A 20,054-nucleotide genomic window follows, 5' to 3' on the forward strand; every position below is an offset into this window, starting at 1 on the left:
GCCTATCGATACCCATAATACCAACAACATGGTCACTGCATATCGATGTAGTGACCAATATTCTTACCTCACTTTACGCACTTATCCAGTTTAAGCTCTGCCGTTACTTTAGTAAGGCGCAGCGCTATTGCGAAACAGACTAAGTAAGGACTCACATACCAGAAGATACTTTCTAACGGTTGCTTCACCTGCGCTTCTCTGGTTCTTATGTATTGGTTTTTCTGCTTCTCATACTGACTCAGCATACCATCCACCCACACCGCATCACTTTCAACAAGCGATACACTAGGCGCAGGAACCGTAAAATCCGATGCGTTGGGTAATAAGGTGAAATCAACATCTTTGAACGTCATTGCGGTGCTCAAATACCACAAACACGCTTCATGATGCTGAGCCTGGTTATCTAAAGATGGTTGACCTGTGCAGATATCACTTCTCAGCTTATCCAAAGAAAACTGCTGAACCGATTCTAGAATCACCACTGCTCTGGTTTGTTCTGTTTCAACCCAATCACCCGCCACTTTCGCACGAATCTCAGATACTGCACCGAGCATCCCGATCCCTGCCAATAATGGCCACAAATAGTCCATCAGTTTCCATTTACGTCGGCTCAAGTTGAACCCACACCAAATGGGAAGGTGTAAAAGGAGCGTTAGCCCAAGCGATAGCAAAACGAAATTCAAGGAGCTAGAGAGCATGAGTTCGCTATCAAAAAAGTTCTTCATAATGAGTTGCTTGCCATTAAAACAAGGAGTGATTTGATACTAAGAGCGATATTAGAAAAGAGTGTAAGGGGAAAGTAAAAACAGCACCAAGAATTGAAGTAAGCGAAGGGAATCGCTCTAAAATGAACACGTTGGATACGCCCCTCCTAACTCAGAAACAAATGACAGTCCCAATTAAAGTCAATTTGGAACAGAAAATGCCTTGGGTAGAGATTCATATTAAGTATCTTATACAGGACTGCGCACGTAATGAATAATTTTAAACGTAAGTGCTTACTATCGACATGCAATGATTAACTGACTCTTCTTTCTCGCCGACAGGCGCAACATAGTGAATGGCAGCTTCGGCATGTGCTCGATCTGCGAGCTTACTGATAACCCATGCTGCTAGGTATTTAGACGACAAACAGCCACCCGCTGTAGCAATGTTACCTTCCGCATAAAACGGCTGATCCAACACAGTCACACCCGATTCAATTACCCATGGTTTCGTTGTTAAATCAGTACAGGCTGGAACTTGATTCAGCAATCTCAATACCGACATTAACAAAGTCCCTGAACATTGACCGCCAATCAATTGTGTTTGTGGATTGAGGTTCAATCTTGAGAGTAATTTAGCATCTTTGGCGATATCGCGGGTCAGCATGCCACTACCAAACAACACCGCATCAGCAGTATTGGCAAACTCCAGAGGTTGCTGAGATTGAATTGTGACTCCATTCATTGAAGTCACTGATTCTGTGGGGCTAGTAATCTGCACATTCCAGCCAAACTCTTTCATTCGATTCAAAATACCCGATGCGATGAAAGAATCTAGCTCGTTGAATCCATCAAATGTTAGTACGGCAATATCCATATTTATCCTTTATCTCTGTCTTAATAAAACCAGTTTTAGCAACTATTTTCTACACGGTAGTTCAGCGCATACACAACCATATCGCACCATTATAGAGCGATTTTTTTTGGCTCAAACTCAGAAGTGTAGAAGGCAGCATGCATTGGTATATCGATGCATAATTTCCTTAACATGCAATGAATGGCTAAACTTTTACGGAATCATTTCAGTTGCTACCGTCAATGTTAAATTTCCACTTCACAAGTAGAGTACATCCCGCAACGAACCCGTTTCGTTTTACCTCTCGGCTTTTCCTTTTCTAAAGATTGATTTACTTGCTCTTCCACTTTATTAATTGTGAAGTCAGGGCATTTCTTCTCTATAGAAGCAAATTTAAGTGCATATGCCTCACCTTTGAGCCGGGTATACTCGGTAGCCTGAGAGCCATCACCTCCCTCAAGGAAAAAGAGAGTAGGCCAAAACAAAAGCATACCGAATGTCATCTGAAGTGCATCATTTTCTGCCAAGGTTTGAAGCTCTATTTCTAGCACATCCTGCCGTTGTATAACGTCAGAGTAACTACGGTCAACTTGTTCACAATTAAAATTTTCATATTGTAAGGGGCTTACATGCTGTGCTGCTAATTGCTGTGGCGGAGTCGCACATCCAGACAATAGCGATATAGTGAAAGTGGTAATAACTAATTTTTTCATCGTAGCTTCTATAAGGTGGATGTGTTGTCTTCCGAGACCTGCGCTCTGAGTAAATGCATAAAAAATCCCCGGCGATAGGAGCCGGGGGGAAGATGGGGAAAATGAGTCTGACGTATGCCTGCGACCAAACTCCCCCGAAACCTCATCTAAAGCTGATGTCCTAGTTGAGGGATTGGCAAATGGTTGTTGAAATATCGTGTCTTACTCTGTTAAATATACAATCAGAGAGAGTCATCATCGATCGTCAATGTTCTGCTTGATCATTCGATAAATCAGAAATGCAGCGACAATGCATAGAACACTCATCACGATGCTGCTAATACAAAGAAAAACGTAAATTGGTTCCACTTCTTCTCCCATCACTCTCTCCAGAAATAAGCCTTGTTGACTCCAACACCTTCAATAACACACTAATATTTAATGATACTTTAAAGGTCAACACCCTTTATTTGATCGTGGTTTTTGTTTTATCGCTAATTATTTATTAGCCAAAGCCAACGAACTGTTGTTACACCCTCCAAATAAAGGTCGTCGCCCTTTATTTTCAAAGTCTACGTTTAGTCAAACTTATCGTCAAGCTACTTCGTAACCAAAAGTCAGAATAGCCGCTCAACTCTATTGGAGTTGGATTCCTAAATTTGAATATAGAGTCACCCCTTTCAAAAAATAAAGGTTAACAACCCCTATTCTATGTGCTAAATGTATAATTTCAATAGCATGATCTCGATGAGGCATGTTTGAGCCCATTGATATTCAGTGACTTAACGAGCGATTGTATCGCAAGCTTTGTGCCTTTATTCTACGGCCTGTTACTGCTTATTATCGATGGCACATAAAAACAACCATCATCCAACATTCGGAGGCAAGAGTGGGAAGAGCAAGCGCTGCACAAGCGATTATTACACGACAGAAAATTATCGATGCTGCATTTGATATTGCACTGCATGAAGGTTTCGACAAGGCAACCTTTGCTTATATCGCAAAAAAAGCTGGCGTGTCTAAATCAGGGATTAACGCCCACTTCGACAGAAAAGCCGATATTGCCAAAGAACTCGAGCCTCTGTTTGCAAAGATTATCAATGAGCACTTAAGCTATGAATCAACCAGTGCCTTTTCAAAAACATGGCAAAAAGCCATTGATAACGAACCTAGCTTTGTAGCAGCAATTGTGGCATTTGGCCCGATTATGCCAACCGAGAAAGGCATCAAAGGGCTGCAAGCTAAGATCCAAGGTGAAGAACAAGAAGTGCTCGACTGCATCTACCATTGTATCGGCTATGCAGTTTGTAATATTCAACCTCACCAATCAGCTTAATTCACCTTCCCTCATTCTGCAGATTTAATCAATAAAGCACTCGGTTTCCACTTTCCTGCACCTGATTGCCCGTAAACAAAATTACCCCAAAAACAAAAAGCCCCGGTTATAGGAACCGGGGAAACAGGGTGGGAGGAGTTTGGTGCGTGCCCGTAAACCAAACTCTCCCCAAGCCTCACCTAAGACTCATGCTCTTAGGTAAAGGATTCGCATCATTATTGAAGCGTAGCGCCTTGCTCTACCCAAGTGCCGATGAGTGCGCGTTCTTCGTCGGTCATTTGAGTCATGTTGCCGAGCGGCATCACCTTGGTTGTTACGGTTTGAGCAACAATCCTTGGGACGTTGGCTTTGATCTCTTCTGGCGTATCAAACATTACACCCGCAGGCGCAGCAGCAAAAGCGGCGTGACTAGGGGTTGAAGAGTGACACACAGAACAGCGCTCTTGAATGACCTTGTTGATGGTTTCAAAGCTGACTCCTGCGCTAGCGGTTTGAGCTGCGTGGTCTGCTGGTAAAGCTGGAGCATCAGTTGTAGTTGAAGCAGTATCGATTGAAGCAGCCTCTTCTACCGTCGATTCAGTCGCGCTTACTTGCACTTCTTGAACGACTTGCGCCTGTACAACTGGGGTCATCTGTTTTTTCGCGTAAGGTGAAGTCACAAACGCAAGAGTGATCATACCCAATGCCGCGACTGGTACTGTCCATGCAAATTTCTGACTACCGTGACGGGTGTTGAAATAGTGACGCACCAAGATACTGAAGATCGCTAGGCCAGCAAGAATCAGCCAGTTGTATTCCGAGCCATAAGTGCTTGGGAAGTGGTTACTGATCATGATGAACAACACTGGCAGTGTCATGTAGTTGTTGTGACGAGAACGCAGTAGACCTTTCGCTGGCAATGCCGGATCCGGTTCGCGCTTCTCTTCAATCGCTTTCACTAAATTACGTTGTGCAGGCATGATAACTCGGAATACGTTACCCACCATGATGGTACCAATGATTGCACCCACATGAATGTAAGCACCACGGCCACTGAACACTTGAGTTAGGCCATATGTCGCAGCGACGAGCAGCACAAACAGCACAACGCCAAGCAACACTGGGGTTTTACCTAATGGTGAGTCACACAGTAGGTCGTAGATAAACCAACCGGCAACGAATGAACCAATACCAATCGCAATTGCAGTGGTTGAATCAAGACCAGAGCCCGGTGCAATCAGGTAAATCTCAGCGTTAAGGTAGTAAACCACACCCAGTAGACACACACCGGTGATCCACGTGAAGTAAGCTTCCCATTTGAACCAGTGCAGGTGCTCCGGCATCTCTGGCGGTGCAAGTTTGTATTTTTCCAGGTGATAAATACCACCACCGTGAATTGCCCATAAGTCGCCAGAAAGGCCCGTTTTTGGGTTTACTCGGTTAAGGTTGTTCTCTAACCAAACAAAGTAAAATGATGCGCCTATCCACGCAACACCAACAATCATGTGAGCCCAGCGTATTGCTAAGTTCAACCACTCTGTAATATGCGGATCCATAATAAACTCCTGTATCACAACGCTTTAGCTAAACGTTGCTCTTCCTTATTGTCGTCCGTTGGCAGATCGTCCAAATGCAATGCCACTAGGTCGTTGTCGAAATAAACTTCATCACAGTTGTGTCCTTCGCCGCCTCTATCGACGATCAAGAACTGGTCTTGATCGGTGAGGGCGAGAACTGGGTGGTGCCACACCCCTTTGTGATAGTTCACTCCTTGACGGCCGTTGCTCAAGAAAGCTCGGCTATTGGCTAATGTTGGATCATCGCCTTTTGGCGCAACAACAATTAAATAGGGTTGACCAAGTAATGGAATGAATGCCTGAGAGCCAAGTGGATGACGCTCTAACATTTTGATGGTCAGTGGGTAGCTCAACGGTGTGGCCTGGAAGATGCTGATGATGGCTTCTCCGCCTTGGTCTTGCACATCCGTTGTCGCTAACTGGTGGTAGCGACGTGTTGATCCACTGTTGATCATGAAGAAATCACTATTATCGGACTCGATAACATCGCCAAACTCTGCAAAAGCCTGCTTGGTTAACGGTTCGATTGATAAACGACGTATTCCATTACTCATACTCATTTCCTTACCTATTTCGCTTTCGTACCAAATAGACGCAAACGGCTGATACCACCATCTGGGAATATGTTTGCACGTACGTGGGTAATCGCACCAAGGTCATTAACCTCAGAAATGAATTCGTGAATCTCGTGTGCTTGCAGCTTTTGAGCAGGCAACAGTTCACGCCAGAATAGGCTTTGTGTTGCAACTTGGTCGTCGGTACCGCCTTTCACGTAAGCCGCTTGAATCGAACAGCTGTCTGGGTAGTTACCTTTGAAGTGGGCAGTATCCACAACGATACGTTCAATGTTACCTGGATGGCCTAGTGCCACGATAACCCAGTCGTTACCCGGTGTACGACGACGTGCTGTTTCCCAACCGTCCCCCATGTTTTCACCGCGGCCTGGGCCTAAGATATTGGCTTTGTTGCCATAGTGCTCATCGCTACATGCGAGTGCTCGACCACCGTGTTCAACGGCTGCTAGGTCAACTTGTTGCTGAGAATCTATTGCGTCCCAATCCACGCTTGGTCGACCGTAAACACGTAGACGTGCAACACCGCCGTCTGGGTAGATGTTCAAACGTAGGTGAGTAAATACTAGGTCGCTTTCAATCTCTTCAAGATGATGGTGATCACCCTGTAGTGCCATTGAAGGCAGAATTTCTTGCCACTCTGTTGAGTCAGTTGGTTCACCTTGTGGTGAATAACACGCGTCAATTGAAGCCGAAGGTGGGAAGTTACCAGTGAAGAAAGAGGTATCAACATCAACGCCAGCAATGGTGCCAGCTAGACCAAGGCGAACGACACAGTGGTCATAACCTTCGCCACGTTTACGTCTGCTTTCCCAACCGTCCATCCACTTGCCGTTATCGTCGTATAAGTCGTCTTTCCACTCTGGCGCTGCGTGGCTGAGTAGACGGCTTTTATCCGCGAAAAAATCGTCTGTTGCGAAGATAGCTTCTGCACCGAGTTTTTCGTCTGCAAGGTTTATGTATTGTTCAAATGTTTGGGTCATGTCCGTGTAATCCTATCCAATTAATCAAGTAATAATAAAATGAGAACTTAGTGGCTTATTCGCTTATAAAGCGGGCTCTTAGCGCACCAAGACTGGGCTGAGATAGCTGTTAACTCCGTTAACTTACATATCCCAGAGACGAAACATCGCGATCTTGTTGATCTCTTGAATCGCCGTAGCAAACTCAGTTTCACTATCATTTCCTAATCGCATCTCGAACGACTCAAGAATTTGGTAACGATTGGCTCCCTTCACCGCCATGATAAAAGGGAAATTGAAGCGACTTTTGTAGCTGTTGTTGTAAGAAGTGAATTTTTCAAATTCTTCGGCGCTGCACTGGTCAATGCCCGCCCCCGCTTGTTCTTTTGTCGACGACTCTGTGAGTTCGCCGTTTACTGCTGCTCGGCCGGCTAAATCCGGGTGAGCGTTGATCAAAGCCAACTGTTTGCCTTGCTCTGCATTTAACAAGGTTGTTGCCATTTTCAGATGAAGATTCTCGATATGGTCATCTTCGGCATTCAAACCTTGGTCATACACCACTTCTGCAACCCATGGGCTATGTTCGTAAACATCAGCGAAATGAGCGACAAAGGTATCGCGTTCCATGGTTGTTGGTTGGCATGATCGAAATTCAGTCACGTATAGCCTCCTTGCTTCTCGCTTTGTCATTTTTTCTGTTGATGATTAGCTTGTTGTTGGTATGGATGATGTTGGTGCCAGTGATTGGCAATATCGATTCGACGACATAGCCACACACTGTCGTGCTGTTTGACGTAATCTAGGAAACGTCTTAACGCAGCAATACGACCGGGGCGACCAATCAGCCGACAGTGCAACCCAACCGACATCATTTTCGGTGCGGTTTCGCCTTCCATATAAAGGGTGTCAAAAGTGTCTTTTAGATACTGGAAGAACTGTTCACCTGAGTTGAAACCTTGCGCGGTAGAAAAACGCATGTCGTTCACATCGAGTGTGTAAGGGATCACCAATTGAGGGTGACCCGTTTCGGTATGCCAATAAGGCAGGTCATCATCGTAGGCATCTGAGTCATAAAGAAAGCCGCCTTCTTCTGCCACTAAACGACGAGTATTCGGCCCTGTACGACCTGTGTACCAGCCTTGTGGACGTTGGCCCGTCACTTGCTGGATGATCTCAATCGCTTTGGTCATGTGATCACGCTCTTCAGACTCATCAATGTATTGATAGTCTATCCAGCGGTAACCGTGGCTACAGATTTCATGCCCCGCTTCGACCATGGCTTTGGCAACGTCTGGGTGACGTTCGATCGCCATAGCGACCGCAAATACGGTCAGTGGGATTTCATATTCATCGAACAAGCGAAGAACACGCCATACACCCACACGGCTACCATATTCATAGATGGATTCCATGCTGATGTGACGTTCGCCTTTGATCGGTTGTGCTGACGGGATCTCTGAAAGAAAGGCTTCAGACTCGTCGTCTCCATGTAACAAACAACGCTCACCGCCCTCTTCATAGTTCAATACAAAAGAAACCGCGACGCGCGCATTACCTGGCCATTGAGGGTTTGGAGGGTTAGCTCCGTAACCGATCAAATTTCTTGAATAATCCTTATTCATCCAAGTACTCCTAACATAAGTGGTTGGCTTAGCCGCTCTTTAAGTGAGTCACCAAATGTTTCAATCAAATGGATTCTCGATAAACAGAGCAACCTTACCCCTGTACATTTATTGTATACAATTATTTATCTCAATGTAAAGATTTTGTTATTCAAGTTAAATTTAAGCTCTTTAATCATTTAAAAACAAAAACTTAACAAAGTGCAAACTCACTAAAAAACGATAATTAAGATCTATAAAGTCAGAAAAAACGACACAATGGTTAACATTTTTCCAACAATTAGCTTTACTAATTGTGTACAGTTCGTACATAGTTAGTGATAACAAAGTGACCAGTTGCATTCTTTGCAAGGTCGAAACAGACAGATAAACCACGGAACAGAGGAGCGCTAAAAGCGCTATTAAGGGACTATGGGAAGACTAACAACACACGTATTAGACACTACTCACGGCTTACCAGGTGCAGAGATCAAGGTAGAGCTTTATAAGGTCAATGAAGACTCAACAGAAAAGCTGGCGACGGTACTCACCAACTCCGATGGCCGAACCGATGCGCCGATTCTGGCAGGGAATGATTTCCGACCAGGGAAATATCAATTGGTGTTCTACGTTGCGGATTACTACAAAAGCAAAGGTGTAGAATTGGATGGTGTGCCCTTCTTAGATGATGTGGTGATTCGTTTCGGCTTAGATGACCCAGAAGCGCATTATCATGTCCCTCTTCTCGTCTCGCCTTACAGTTTCTCAACCTATCGGGGCAGTTAGTCCCGTGACCTAGAACTTCGAACTAGGCTCAACCGACAAATATTAAACAGATTAGTGCGTGCATCCAAAATAATGCGCGCTCATTAAACACGCTCATATAAAAATACTAACAACGTTAATAGTTAGAGATTAATAACTAGAAAACAGATGGTTAGAAATTGATAACTAAAGAAATAGCGGCTAGGAAAAACCTTAAAACTTAATATTGAAATCTCGCTGTATTCAATAAATGGATCACAACATAAAAGGACTTGCTGACATGAGTGAGAGTAAAACAGAAATACTCAACCAAGATGCGAATAACGGAATTTTAGAGAAACTCTTTAAAATTAAGGCACACGGGAGCAGTGTGAAAAATGAGTTGGTCGGGGGTGTCACGACCTTCGCCACCATGGCATACATTATCTTCGTTAACCCACAAATTATGGCCGCATCAGGTATGGACGCGGGGGCCGTATTCGTCGCAACCTGTATTGGTGCTGCGATCGGTTGTTTGCTAATGGGGTTATTTGCGAACTGGCCTGTCGGCCTTGCGCCGGGTATGGGGCTGAATGCCTTCTTCTCGTTCACTGTAGTAAGTGAAATGGGCTACAGCTGGGAAGTGGCACTGGGTGCAGTGTTCATCTCCGGTATCTTGTTCGTCGGAATGAGCTTCTACAAAGTCCGCCAATGGATAATTGAAAGTATCCCAGTGAGTCTGCGTTACTCCATGACAGCGGGTGTTGGTTTATTCCTGGGCCTGATTGGTCTGAAAACAGCAGGTATTGTCGTTGAAAACCCAGCAACTTTGGTTTCATTAGGTGACTTCACCAAACCTGAAGCTCTACTTGCAGCTATCGCATTCCTTATCATCGCCGTTCTGAGTGAACGCAAGGTATTTGGCGCAGTGTTAATCGGTATTTTGAGTGTAACTCTGGTCGGCATGATGCTTGGCCTCGTTCACTACAACGGTTTCTTCGCAGCCCCACCAAGTTTAGCTCCTACGTTCCTAAAGATGGATATTATGGGTGCGCTTGATGTTTCGATGATCAGCGTTATCTTGGCTTTCCTTTTTGTAAACATGTTCGATACCGCGGGTACTTTGATGGGCGTGGCTGAGCGTGCAAACCTAACTAACCCTGAAACGGGCAAAATTGAAGGTCTGAGCAAAGCACTGAAAGCCGATAGTATCTCAAGTGTTGCAGGTGCGTGTGTGGGTTGTCCACCTGTCACCAGTTACGTAGAAAGTGCTGCAGGTGTTGCAGCCGGTGCTCGAACAGGCCTATCTGCGATTGTAGTTGGCGCTTTGTTCTTAGCGGCGATTTTCCTATCACCACTTGCTGGAATGATCCCTGCTTACGCCACCTCTGGCGCGTTGATTTACGTAGCGTTTGTGATGATGAGCAGCATGCAGCACGTTGATTGGAAAGATTTCACCAACGGTGCACCCGCAGCGATTACCGCTTTGATGATGCCACTGACGTTCTCTATCGCGAATGGTATCGCACTGGGTTTCATTACCTACACAGTACTTAAGCTGGCGACAGGTAAAACAAAAGACGTATCAATTTCGATGTACTTCCTAGCGGCTATCTTCGTTGCCAAGCTGGTATTCATCGGATAATCAATACAGCAACATGATTTATTGCTTGGCTCATTCATGAGCCAAGCTACTGACACACAATCTACCGACAAAATTGCTAAGAAAGCTAATTGTATTAATACGCGGAACGCAGATACATTCCGTCCCTTTAATGCACCTTTTTTATGACCCTACGCAGTTTGTAGAAGTCATTATTTGACCGCCAGTCGCCTGTAAATGGAAACGCAGGCAGAGGAATATCAAATGAAACTTCTGTACACCCTAAATGAAAGACCGCCTCACGGCTTAACCTTTTTACTCGCTTTACAGCATATGCTCGCCTCGATAGGTGGCATCGTCGCTGTTCCCCTCATTGTCGGCGCTTCTATCGGCCTACCTAACACAGAGATCGTCTCACTGATCAATGCAGCACTACTGGCATCTGGTATTGTGACCGTCGCTCAATGCCTCGGCTTTGGCCCTGTTGGCATTCGACTGCCCGTGGTTATGGGTTCGAGCTTTGCCTTTTTAGGTGTGGCGATTTCAATCGGTAACGAAGGTGGTGTCGCCGCTATCATGGGATCGGCGCTGATCGGCTCATTCGTGGTCATAGCTGCTAGCTTCTACATGGACAAGGTTCGAAAGCTGTTCCCAACCGTGGTAAGTGGTGTGGTGGTTACCCTAATCGGCTTAACCATTTTACCGGTTGCCATGAATTGGGTCGGAGACTCTCCTGCCAACAGTGAACAATTCGCCACGCTACCTAAACTGTTCCTAGCCCTTGTCTCACTGGGTATTGTGGTTGGTGTATCGGTTTACTGCAAAGGTGCCGTTGCTGCCTCTGCTATCGTGATTGGTTTAGCGGGAGGCTACATTGTAGCGCTATCGCTCGGCATGGTAGACCTTGAGCAAATCAGCTCTGCCGCTTGGGTTGGTGGCCCTGAACCTTTCAAATATGGCTTTACCTTTTCTGCCAGCGCTATCATCAGCATGAGCTTGGTATACATCGTGGTTATCGCTGAAGCAACGGGCGACTTCATGGCATTGGGCAACAACTGCCAAACCAAAGTTAGTGGTAAAGATCTAAAACGTGGATTACTAGGTGATGGCCTTGGTAGTACGCTCTCTTCAATTCTAACGGCGATGCCATTGGCATCATTCAGCCAAAACGTTGGTATTGTCGGTATCACAGGTGTTGCAAGTCGCTATGTCGTAGCAGCAACAGGTGGTTTGCTAATTTTAGGCGGTTTATTCCCGAAATTAGCTGCTATTGCCGTCACCATTCCTAAACCAGTATTAGGCGGCGTAGGTTTTGTCATGTTTGGAATGATTGCCTACGCGGGTATCCGCATGTTGATCAAAGCCGCAGACACCAAACGTAACGCTTTGGTAATCTGTGTTGGTTTGGCGTCTGGTTTAGCTGTTACCTTCGAACCAAGATTACTCCAACATTTACCTCATGACCTAGCGAACTTTCTTCACTCTGGCATCACGACCGGTACTATCATGACCGTGCTGCTAAACCTTGTGTTACCGAAATCTTCACGAGCAGAAGAACAAGAAGCACTAGCCGAAAGCCAAGCACAAGTTGAGCTAGAAATGAAAGAGCAAGCTGAAGAAGCAATGGCGTCAGACGAGCAATTAGAGACTCAACAGGCAAGCACAGAAGCAAATGTTCAAGCAGCATCAGAAAATCCTGAGCCCAAAGCGAACTAACTAGCTAACTAATTCACGGACTAACGTAAACCGATTTCCACAGAATCAGGGTCGAATTAGAACATTGAAAGTTTTAACGCCCCTGATTCGAATTTATCTTACAACTATAAATACCAATAAAGACCCTCTTCCCTGAAAAGGCTGAGATGGCTAAGGACTACTATGAATGGAAACCATCTGGATTAAGAATCCTCTCGCAATCTACACTGGCTCAAATGCAGATGCAGAAGGCGGTATTGTCATAAAAGGTAATAAAATCATTGAACTGGTTGGTAAACACAGAGAACCAACCTTACCCGTAGATTACAGCGTAGACGCCTCTCGTCATGTTGTAACTCCTGGGCTTATCAATGCGCACCACCACTTCTATCAAACCTTAACGCGTGCCTACCCCGGCGCACTTAATAAAGAGCTCTTCCATTGGCTGCAAAGCCTCTATCCTGTTTGGGCAAACCTCGATTCTGAAATGATGAGCCTAGCCACAGAACTGGCTCTGGTGGAATTAATGATGTCGGGTTGTACTACAGCTTCCGATCACCATTACTTATTGCCAAACGGGCTTGAGCACGCTATTGATTTACAAGTCGAGGCGGCAGAGAAGCTGGGTGTAAGGGCAATTTTCACTCGCGGTTCTATGAGCCTAGGGGAAGATGAAGGTGGACTACCTCCACGACACACCATTCAAACCGAACAAACCATCATTGATGACAGCCAACGCTTGATTCGCGATTACCACCAGCGTGATGAAGGGGCGATGATTCAAATCGCACTCGCGCCTTGTTCACCGTTCTCTGTCACCACAGATCTGATGAAAGAAACCGCTAAGATAAGTGAGCGTGAGAACGTAATGATGCACACGCACTTATGTGAAACACTTGATGAAGAAGACTTCTGTATTGAGAAGTTTGGCCTGCGCCCTGTGGATTACCTAGAGGATGTGGGTTGGTTAAACGAACGCACTTGGCTTGCTCATGGCATTCACTTCAATTCAGAAGAGATCAAACGTTTAGGTAAAGCGGGAATCGGTATCAGCCACTGCCCTACCTCCAACATGATGTTGGCTTCCGGTATTTGTAAGAACAACGACCTTGAAGCCGCTGGCGTCAAAGTGGGGCTTGGTGTGGACGGTTCCGCCTCAAACGATGGCTCCAATATGATTGCCGAAGTGCGCATGGCGATGTATCTACAACGCCTGCAATATGGTTCGGCGAACGTCTCCCATTTCGATGCCCTACGCTGGGCAACCTCAGGCTCTGCTGCCGCTATGGGGCGAACTGATATTGGTACGCTCGAAGTTGGCAAACAAGCTGATATTGCGATGTTCAAACTCGATGATATTCGTTTCTCTGGCAGCCACGATCCACTCGCTGCACTATTGCTTTGTGGTGCTCAACAAGCAGATAAAGTGATGGTTGCCGGTAAGTGGCGAGTCAACGATGGCGCTGTGATTGGCGTAGACATGGAGCAACTGATGCACCGCCACCATGCAGCAGCCATGAAGTTAGGTAAGTTGGCGATGAATAACAATTAATTAAGATACTTGCCCATCAAACACTGCGAGCCAAAGCGCGTGACTTTGATGGGCAAACATCCAAAAATACCTGCAAAAATCTGCAAACATGATTGCCTCACAGGCTATGTATTAGTCAATTTACTTAAATACTTCCATCCCTATTAAACCGAAAGATAAACCTTCACCAATTGAAGACAACCTAATTAAATGTAATCTAATTTAATATTAACTAATAAAACATTCACTAATAAAACCTTCGATTAATATAAAACCACTCGTATATTTTTGGCACAGATCAAATTTAAAACGCTCGTTCTATTTATATATTCATCAAGTCAATCAACAGATTCAGTAATAACTAAAATAATCTAGATAATTATACTTTTATCACTTATCACGTTTGTGAATAGAATAAAAACCCCTTGAGACCTTTCCATACCTAGCCTGACAAAAGACACAAGAGTAATGACCTAAATATCATTAATTTCAATAGATCAACAAACAATCAATATGAATGCAAATATGTGATCTAAATAGAACTTTTCATTATAAATCTGCTATAGATTGACCAAATCTTATAAAAACAAAAAACACATTAAAGGAGTGGGTTTTTAAAACAAAAATATAATCACAATAATAACAATATAAAACCATTCAATAACCCTTCATAAATATTTAAATAATGCCATCAGATGGTAGGAGGATTATTGTCTTTGCAAAAAGCTAATAACAAATCTAACAGGGCTAAACGATGAAAAAAATCACTAAAACACTCGTATTATCTTCGATTTCAATTGGGCTACTTTCCTCTTTTGTTTTCACTTCTCAAGCAGCTACAGTTCAAATTAACCAAGCGTCAGCAGAACAAAACATACCTCAAGTCACCTACAACACGATCATGGGGGATAATGGCGCATTTATCGATTTAGAAACTGACAACTTTATTCTCAAGCAGCAAGAGTGGTATCAGATCCAAGCCTATGTCGAAGGTGCTTTAGCGCTGCCCGTGACAGAAGCCAGTATGAAGTCGACTTTAAGTATTCCTAACGACATTCCTTTCTCTAATTTCGAAGCTCTGGTTCAGCAATACTCAAATATTCACGATACCGCCTTCTATTGGAAAAAAGATCTCTATCCAAGCATCGTTGACCTGTCATTAAGCTTGGCCAATTACGTCCAAATTAAAGACTATATGCTTAAGCCGCTAAGCGATGCTTTGAATGAAATGCTGGCCAAAGCATTCTCGCCAATGCCAGAAGATATTGAAGCGGTGGAACGTAATAGAAAGATGGCGATCGCTTACCTAAAAAGCCTGCAAAGTTTTTCAATGAGATACCAGCAAGAAGTGTCTGACGTTGGTGGTGACCTATTGGAATTCTCAGCCACATTAGACACACAAAAATTGCAGTTAGATGTGTTGGAAGGCACTCACAACGGTTACCTAAGCGATGATGGCAGTGCGCTTCAGCAGCGAGTGAATGACATCAACGCACGTATTACTCAACTCAACAAAGATTACACTCACTACGTTACGGTCGCCTCTACTGCGGTGACTTATGCATGGTTCCCTCTAGTTGCAGGTCCAATCATGGGCGTATATGGCGATAAAGCAGAAAAAGCACGCAAACTTCGTAACGAGTTACAAAACGAAGTAAAAGAGCTTCAAGAGCAGTTAACTTACACGCAGAAAATATATAACTCCTATCATCGATCTTCAGAAAGTATCGATATGATTTCTCAACAAATTGAAAATGCGATTCCACATATTAATAAGCTGAAACTGAATTGGCAAAAAATGAACGCCGACTTTACTTCACTGCTCGTGGCATTAGAACAAGCCCAGAATAATGCCGACATCATGAAAGACGACGCAATGCTTGGTGCCATAGGTGCACTTGCCAATACAACGGTTGCAGAAAGTAACTGGAGTAATATCAGCGAGAAAGCAAAAGCGTTTGCAAACAATGCGTACATTCAAGAAATGGAATAGTCCCTATGTATCTCGAAGAAATAGCGCGAAGGATAACGAAAAAAGCAGCGCTATATACAACAACGAGACAGCTAAAAATATAACGAGATAACCAAATACCCCTCCAAATAAGAATCCACACCTTATGAAAATTAAGGTGTTGGCTTCTGCTACCCAAAATTTGGCGAATACTAATTTCGACAGGATATAAATATGAGACTTCTACCTATTATTATTTCTCTTTCATTTTCTCCACAGGCTTTTTCTAGCGACTGGCTTGAACTGAACAATTTACCCAATTCAACTGAATACCCTACTTGGGTTCAATCTGCCTATTCAGATGTTGACGTCCTATCTCGCTCAACATCCGATCTACACATCAACCTCAGTGACTGGATAGCGGAACAGAACCTATACGTCACCAACCCTTCAAAAATCGTCGTGTTTGCAGACACCATCGAGGTACCAGAGAACTTCAACTTGCTTGTAAACAACCAAAACATCCTGATTTTTGCACGCAAAATCGTTGGCCAAGGTACGCCAACGTTTGTGCTCGGACAACAAGGTTCCGCAGCATCGATTTCTGTGATTGCTGGCGAAATAGAAACACCGATTAATGTGCTCGCTTTCCAAAGCGATGGCAGCATTACACGAGATGCCCTAACAGGAAATACAGGAGATGGTGAATCCGTTGTCTTAGCAGGAGAGCACTACCGAAGAACCACCATAGACTCAAACATTACCGGGCAAATGAAACTGGCTACCGAACCTTTTACAGACATTATTAATCGTTCTTTTGATATGGCAGCCAGCTTGTTCGACACCAACCCAGAACTTAGCCTCGACCTTATCAACTGGATTGAGCAGAGCTTACGTTACTCAGGTTCTGTGGTGGAAGACGACCCGACTCTTTCAGACCTTTACCTTCAAACGGTCGCGTTCAAGCAGTTCATTAGCTTCAGTACCAAAGAGAGCCACTACGTACCTTATCTCGACAAAGTACTTTACCAAGACAAGTACGAAGCGTACTTGAATGCCATGGTCGCGTATCAAGCTCAGTGGGACATTATTCAAGACAGAAATACTGTCATTGAAGACAAAATCGAAGCCGCTAAGTTAGCACTCGCTAACATTGAAGACGTTCTTCGCGCTCAAAGCTCGATCATCACACAAACCCAATCCAACATAGACAAGATAGGCGATAGCCTGACCGAGGTAGATAGCCAATACAAAGCTCAGGAGTTAGTGACTCTCGATGCAAGAACGACTTATCTAGTTGGCGTAGAGAATTGGAAAACCCAACAGCAACTCAACGCTGCACTGGCGATTTTCAAAGCAATCGCCGAAATTGGTAGCGCAGTGAGTGGCGTATTCACGGGGAATCTTTCAGGCGTCAACGACCTAACCGAGCAATTGGCTAAAACCCCAGAAGCATTAGAAAAAGCCAAGAACCTCGTCACCAATATCAAGTCTGTCACGGGTATTATTGATAGCGTCACCAAAACGATCTCTGGTATTTCTCAGTTAACTGCGGATATTAAATCAACCATCAAGTTCCAGAAGATATCGGAAGCTATGGATGGCTTTAACTTCAACATCCCAACCATTAATGAAAGCAATCTAGCGTGGGATCTGATGATCACAGAGATCCGCAGCAACTTAAGATATGCTGATAGTTTGGGAATTAAAGGGACAAGACAGTACTTACTTGAGCTTGAGAAACAGGTGCTTCTGGGTAAGGCAATTAACATCACCCAGCTTAACTTTGCTCAGGAACAAGCAAAGCTGGTCGACTTACTGCTAACCAATAACGTAACCATCAATCAACAACAAAGACTGAATGATGCTATTGAGGGTTATCAAGTAGACACCGACAGCTTCGATTCGATTGAACGTGAACTGTCGAGAGTGTTAATGCACTTCAAACGCCCGATGTTCGTTGCTTTGTCTAACTATGTTCAGGCATACGAATACTGGGCATTGAAGCCAAGCGAAATCACGCCTTCTCTGAACAAAAGTTACTTGGACTACCAGTTTGACTTGGCGTCCATCGAAAGTGAGTATGTGAATGCCCTATCTTCTTTCCAGCCTGCACCACAAGACTTCACCATCGATAACTACACCATTTCTAGCCCAGAACAACTAGAGAACTTTGCAACAACCGGACAGTTGAATTTCTCTATTCCATTAGAGCAAGTCCAATTGTGTTCGTTTGACCGCGTTAGGCTTTCCACGGTACGAGTGTTCTTAGAGGGTGGAAACTTACCCTATGGCAAGCAACTCAATCTGCGAGTCTCTAGTTCAGGCAACTATGCCGACCGATATGAAAACCAAGATTATCAGTTCAGCTCAAACCCCGTGTCGCGCGCGTTCTACTATCGCCTAGATGATCCAACCACCAACGACGTCAGCATCATCACCGACGGTGCCGTAGCGAATAAGTTCGAATACGCGTATTTCCAACCTACTCCATTCACCTCATGGAATGTCACACTCAACAATTTCGATGAGACAAACCAAGCCAACAACCAATATCTAAAAGATGTTGAACAAATTCGCGTCGAGTTCTTAGGCAGTGGTATCCCGAATGGCAATAGTTGTTCCAATTAGTTAAGCACTGCTATAACCCAAAGAACCGAGGTTAAGGGAATAAGCCAGTAACAAAAAGGCCGACGTAATGTCGGCCTTGTTATTTTTATTCGATTTTTAAAATCAGGTTTACTTCCTAATCCATCAAGCTCTTCGATTTAATCGCCTTCTTAGACAGTTCTTTGGCAAACTCGGTAATGTCAGCTTCAAACTCATCAACACTCTGGCGAATGTCATCCAGTTGAACAGTTTGCATCACGCGGTTTTCCATTACGATTTGGCCGTTAACAATGGTCGTGTCGATGTTGCTCGGGTTCGCTTGATAAACCAAGGTTGCGTATGGGTCGTAGCTTGGCATCATGTTCGCTGATTGTGTTTCGACAATCACAATGTCCGCTTTTTTACCTACTTCCAGAGAGCCAATTTGGTCTTCCATGTGTAGGGCTTTAGCGCCGCCTAAGGTTGCCATTTCAATAACCTGTTCAGGGATCATGATAGTGCGATCAGAGTGCTTCAAGCGTTGCATGTTCGCTGCATAGCTTAGCGTACGCATGATATCGACTTGGTTTGAGCTCATTGGGCCATCTGTCCCCAAACCAATACGCATATCAGCACGATACATATCCCATGCCGGTGCGATTCCGGTTGCGCCTTTAGCATTCGCCATTGGGTTGTATGAAATCCCTGCATCAGCTTGTTTTAGAAGCTTTTGATCGTTCTCTGAAAGGTGAATACCGTGAGCAATCACTACACGCTCGTCCAGCACACCAATTTCATCCATGTATTCGACTGGGGATGTTGCTTTAGTTTCATCTTTGATGCGCTTCTCTTCGTTCGGAAACTCAGCAACGTGAATTAACACCGGCACATCGTATTGAGCAGACAGCTTGTTGATCTCTTGCAGCTTGTCTTTGCTCACCGTGTACACCGCGTGTGGTGCATAAGCAGGCGTAATCAGCTCATCGTTTTGGTACTGCTCAATGAAGCCTTTGGCATAATCGATGCCACCATAAGGTTCTTTCGCATCAACCACTGGGAACTTAATCACGGTTTCGCCGAGCACAGCACGCAGGCCAACTTCTTTGGTCGCTTTTGCCATTTCATCCATGTGGTAATAAGGATTCACTAAATAACTTATCTTGTTAAGAAAGATGAGAGAGCCCTTGCCCGCAATGGCTTTATCGTAACTCTTAGCTTTTCGGCTTCAAGCGGGAAAAAGTAAGCGAACAATCGGTTGGAAATACCCTCTTCGCCTAAACCGCGAAACGCAATCATAGGAAGGTGGTTGTGAGCATTGACCATGCCTGGCATAACAATACCATCTTGAGCATCAATCACCTTTTCAGCTCGGTATTGAGTCATCAAGTCCTCATTGCCCACCGCGATGATCTGGTCGTTTTTAACGACGACAACACCATCTTCAATCACATCCATTTCAGAGTTGATAGTCAGGACTTGTCCATTAGTGATAATCAGATCGGCGTTGTATGTTTGAGTTGCCACTGTCGAACCACAGCCAGCCAGTAAAACTGCGCTAATGGTGCATGCCAAGCTTTTAAGCGTCATTGCTAAACCTATATGTTGTGCGTGTAATATTGTTAGAAGCTTCACTTTAGTGTTCTGCGCTATTCGCGCTTGAGA

15 protein-coding genes and 2 pseudogenes are annotated in these 20,054 nt (G+C 44.6%); 7 read left to right on the forward strand and 10 right to left on the reverse strand.

Annotated elements, in window-relative coordinates; genetic code table 11:
* Positions 1-68 precede the first annotated feature (68 nt).
* The 3 genes from IHV80_RS24680 to IHV80_RS24690 form a co-directional block, all read right to left on the reverse strand.
* Positions 69-590: a hypothetical protein gene (locus IHV80_RS24680; protein WP_192891394.1), complete on the reverse strand. Its 522-nt coding sequence runs from the start codon at positions 588-590 to the stop codon at positions 69-71.
* Between the two features lie 394 nt (positions 591-984).
* The gene (locus IHV80_RS24685) at positions 985-1,581 is read right to left on the reverse strand and encodes a DJ-1/PfpI family protein (protein WP_192891395.1); all 597 of its coding nucleotides are present in this window, start codon (positions 1,579-1,581) and stop codon (positions 985-987) included.
* 224 nt (positions 1,582-1,805) lie between these two features.
* Positions 1,806-2,273, reverse strand: coding sequence for a metal ABC transporter ATP-binding protein (locus tag IHV80_RS24690; protein WP_192891396.1), 468 nt, complete (start codon positions 2,271-2,273; stop codon positions 1,806-1,808).
* 868 nt (positions 2,274-3,141) lie between these two features.
* Between IHV80_RS24690 and IHV80_RS24695 the strand changes: the two genes are divergently transcribed.
* Entirely contained in the window at positions 3,142-3,588 is a 447-nt protein-coding gene (locus tag IHV80_RS24695; protein ID WP_192891397.1) for a TetR/AcrR family transcriptional regulator, read from the forward strand.
* Positions 3,589-3,803: 215 nt separating this feature from the next.
* Here IHV80_RS24695 and IHV80_RS24700 read toward each other — a convergent pair whose 3' ends face one another.
* The 5 genes from IHV80_RS24700 to puuE all read right to left on the reverse strand — a co-directional run bounded on the left by IHV80_RS24700 (position 3,804) and on the right by puuE (position 8,300).
* Positions 3,804-5,123 (reverse strand): urate hydroxylase PuuD, encoded by a 1,320-nt coding sequence (locus tag IHV80_RS24700; protein WP_192891398.1) that lies wholly within the window; start codon positions 5,121-5,123, stop codon positions 3,804-3,806.
* A gap of 14 nt (positions 5,124-5,137) precedes the next feature.
* On the reverse strand, positions 5,138-5,698 hold the full coding sequence (locus IHV80_RS24705) for an ureidoglycolate lyase (RefSeq protein ID WP_060980999.1): 561 nt from the start codon (positions 5,696-5,698) through the stop codon (positions 5,138-5,140).
* A 14-nt stretch (positions 5,699-5,712) separates the two neighbouring features.
* Positions 5,713-6,699 carry an allantoicase gene (gene alc, locus IHV80_RS24710; protein WP_192891399.1) on the reverse strand — a complete coding sequence of 329 codons (987 nt, stop codon included), beginning with the start codon at positions 6,697-6,699 and terminating at the stop codon, positions 5,713-5,715.
* A gap of 123 nt (positions 6,700-6,822) precedes the next feature.
* Positions 6,823-7,338 carry a 2-oxo-4-hydroxy-4-carboxy-5-ureidoimidazoline decarboxylase gene (gene uraD, locus IHV80_RS24715; protein ID WP_192891400.1) on the reverse strand — a complete coding sequence of 172 codons (516 nt, stop codon included), beginning with the start codon at positions 7,336-7,338 and terminating at the stop codon, positions 6,823-6,825.
* A gap of 26 nt (positions 7,339-7,364) precedes the next feature.
* Positions 7,365-8,300, reverse strand: a complete 936-nt coding sequence (puuE, locus tag IHV80_RS24720) for an allantoinase PuuE (protein ID WP_192891401.1) — start codon at positions 8,298-8,300, stop codon at positions 7,365-7,367.
* Positions 8,301-8,711: 411 nt separating this feature from the next.
* Between puuE and uraH the strand changes: the two genes are divergently transcribed.
* The 6 genes from uraH (at position 8,712) to IHV80_RS24750 (ending at position 18,434) form a co-directional block, all read left to right on the forward strand.
* Positions 8,712-9,065: a hydroxyisourate hydrolase gene (uraH, locus tag IHV80_RS24725; RefSeq protein WP_055319165.1), complete on the forward strand. Its 354-nt coding sequence runs from the start codon at positions 8,712-8,714 to the stop codon at positions 9,063-9,065.
* A gap of 259 nt (positions 9,066-9,324) precedes the next feature.
* Positions 9,325-10,668, forward strand: coding sequence for an NCS2 family permease (locus tag IHV80_RS24730; RefSeq protein WP_086714484.1), 1,344 nt, complete (start codon positions 9,325-9,327; stop codon positions 10,666-10,668).
* A 222-nt stretch (positions 10,669-10,890) separates the two neighbouring features.
* Positions 10,891-12,342 carry a nucleobase:cation symporter-2 family protein gene (locus IHV80_RS24735; protein WP_192891402.1) on the forward strand — a complete coding sequence of 484 codons (1,452 nt, stop codon included), beginning with the start codon at positions 10,891-10,893 and terminating at the stop codon, positions 12,340-12,342.
* Between the two features lie 166 nt (positions 12,343-12,508).
* Positions 12,509-13,873, forward strand: coding sequence for an 8-oxoguanine deaminase (locus IHV80_RS24740; RefSeq protein ID WP_192891403.1), 1,365 nt, complete (start codon positions 12,509-12,511; stop codon positions 13,871-13,873).
* Between the two features lie 733 nt (positions 13,874-14,606).
* Positions 14,607-15,845, forward strand: coding sequence for an alpha-xenorhabdolysin family binary toxin subunit A (locus tag IHV80_RS24745; RefSeq protein ID WP_192891404.1), 1,239 nt, complete (start codon positions 14,607-14,609; stop codon positions 15,843-15,845).
* Between the two features lie 192 nt (positions 15,846-16,037).
* Positions 16,038-18,434 carry a hypothetical protein gene (locus IHV80_RS24750; protein WP_192891405.1) on the forward strand — a complete coding sequence of 799 codons (2,397 nt, stop codon included), beginning with the start codon at positions 16,038-16,040 and terminating at the stop codon, positions 18,432-18,434.
* Between the two features lie 115 nt (positions 18,435-18,549).
* On the opposite strand, the pseudogene IHV80_RS24755 reads toward IHV80_RS24750, so the two are convergent.
* Positions 18,550-19,533 (reverse strand): annotated as a pseudogene (locus tag IHV80_RS24755) (amidohydrolase family protein); the annotation flags it as partial.
* Positions 19,534-19,597: 64 nt separating this feature from the next.
* Positions 19,598-19,979 (reverse strand): annotated as a pseudogene (locus IHV80_RS25495) (amidohydrolase family protein); the annotation flags it as partial.
* Between the last annotated feature and the right edge of the window lie 75 nt (positions 19,980-20,054).

Source organism: Vibrio bathopelagicus (assembly GCF_014879975.1).
GTDB lineage: Bacteria > Pseudomonadota > Gammaproteobacteria > Enterobacterales > Vibrionaceae > Vibrio > Vibrio bathopelagicus.

Excerpts from the sequence above, each read along its gene's own strand:
- IHV80_RS24680 (WP_192891394.1), bottom strand. The coding sequence starts at position 590 with ATGGACTATTTGTGGCCATTATTGGCAGGGATCGGGATGCTCGGTGCA.
- IHV80_RS24685 (WP_192891395.1), bottom strand. The coding sequence starts at position 1,581 with ATGGATATTGCCGTACTAACATTTGATGGATTCAACGAGCTAGATTCT.
- IHV80_RS24690 (WP_192891396.1), bottom strand. The coding sequence starts at position 2,273 with ATGAAAAAATTAGTTATTACCACTTTCACTATATCGCTATTGTCTGGA.
- IHV80_RS24700 (WP_192891398.1), bottom strand. The coding sequence starts at position 5,123 with ATGGATCCGCATATTACAGAGTGGTTGAACTTAGCAATACGCTGGGCT.
- IHV80_RS24705 (WP_060980999.1), bottom strand. The coding sequence starts at position 5,698 with ATGAGTAATGGAATACGTCGTTTATCAATCGAACCGTTAACCAAGCAG.
- alc (WP_192891399.1), bottom strand. The coding sequence starts at position 6,699 with ATGACCCAAACATTTGAACAATACATAAACCTTGCAGACGAAAAACTC.
- puuE (WP_192891401.1), bottom strand. The coding sequence starts at position 8,300 with ATGAATAAGGATTATTCAAGAAATTTGATCGGTTACGGAGCTAACCCT.
- uraH (WP_055319165.1), top strand. The coding sequence starts at position 8,712 with ATGGGAAGACTAACAACACACGTATTAGACACTACTCACGGCTTACCA.
- IHV80_RS24730 (WP_086714484.1), top strand. The coding sequence starts at position 9,325 with ATGAGTGAGAGTAAAACAGAAATACTCAACCAAGATGCGAATAACGGA.
- IHV80_RS24735 (WP_192891402.1), top strand. The coding sequence starts at position 10,891 with ATGAAACTTCTGTACACCCTAAATGAAAGACCGCCTCACGGCTTAACC.
- IHV80_RS24740 (WP_192891403.1), top strand. The coding sequence starts at position 12,509 with ATGGAAACCATCTGGATTAAGAATCCTCTCGCAATCTACACTGGCTCA.
- IHV80_RS24745 (WP_192891404.1), top strand. The coding sequence starts at position 14,607 with ATGAAAAAAATCACTAAAACACTCGTATTATCTTCGATTTCAATTGGG.
- IHV80_RS24750 (WP_192891405.1), top strand. The coding sequence starts at position 16,038 with ATGAGACTTCTACCTATTATTATTTCTCTTTCATTTTCTCCACAGGCT.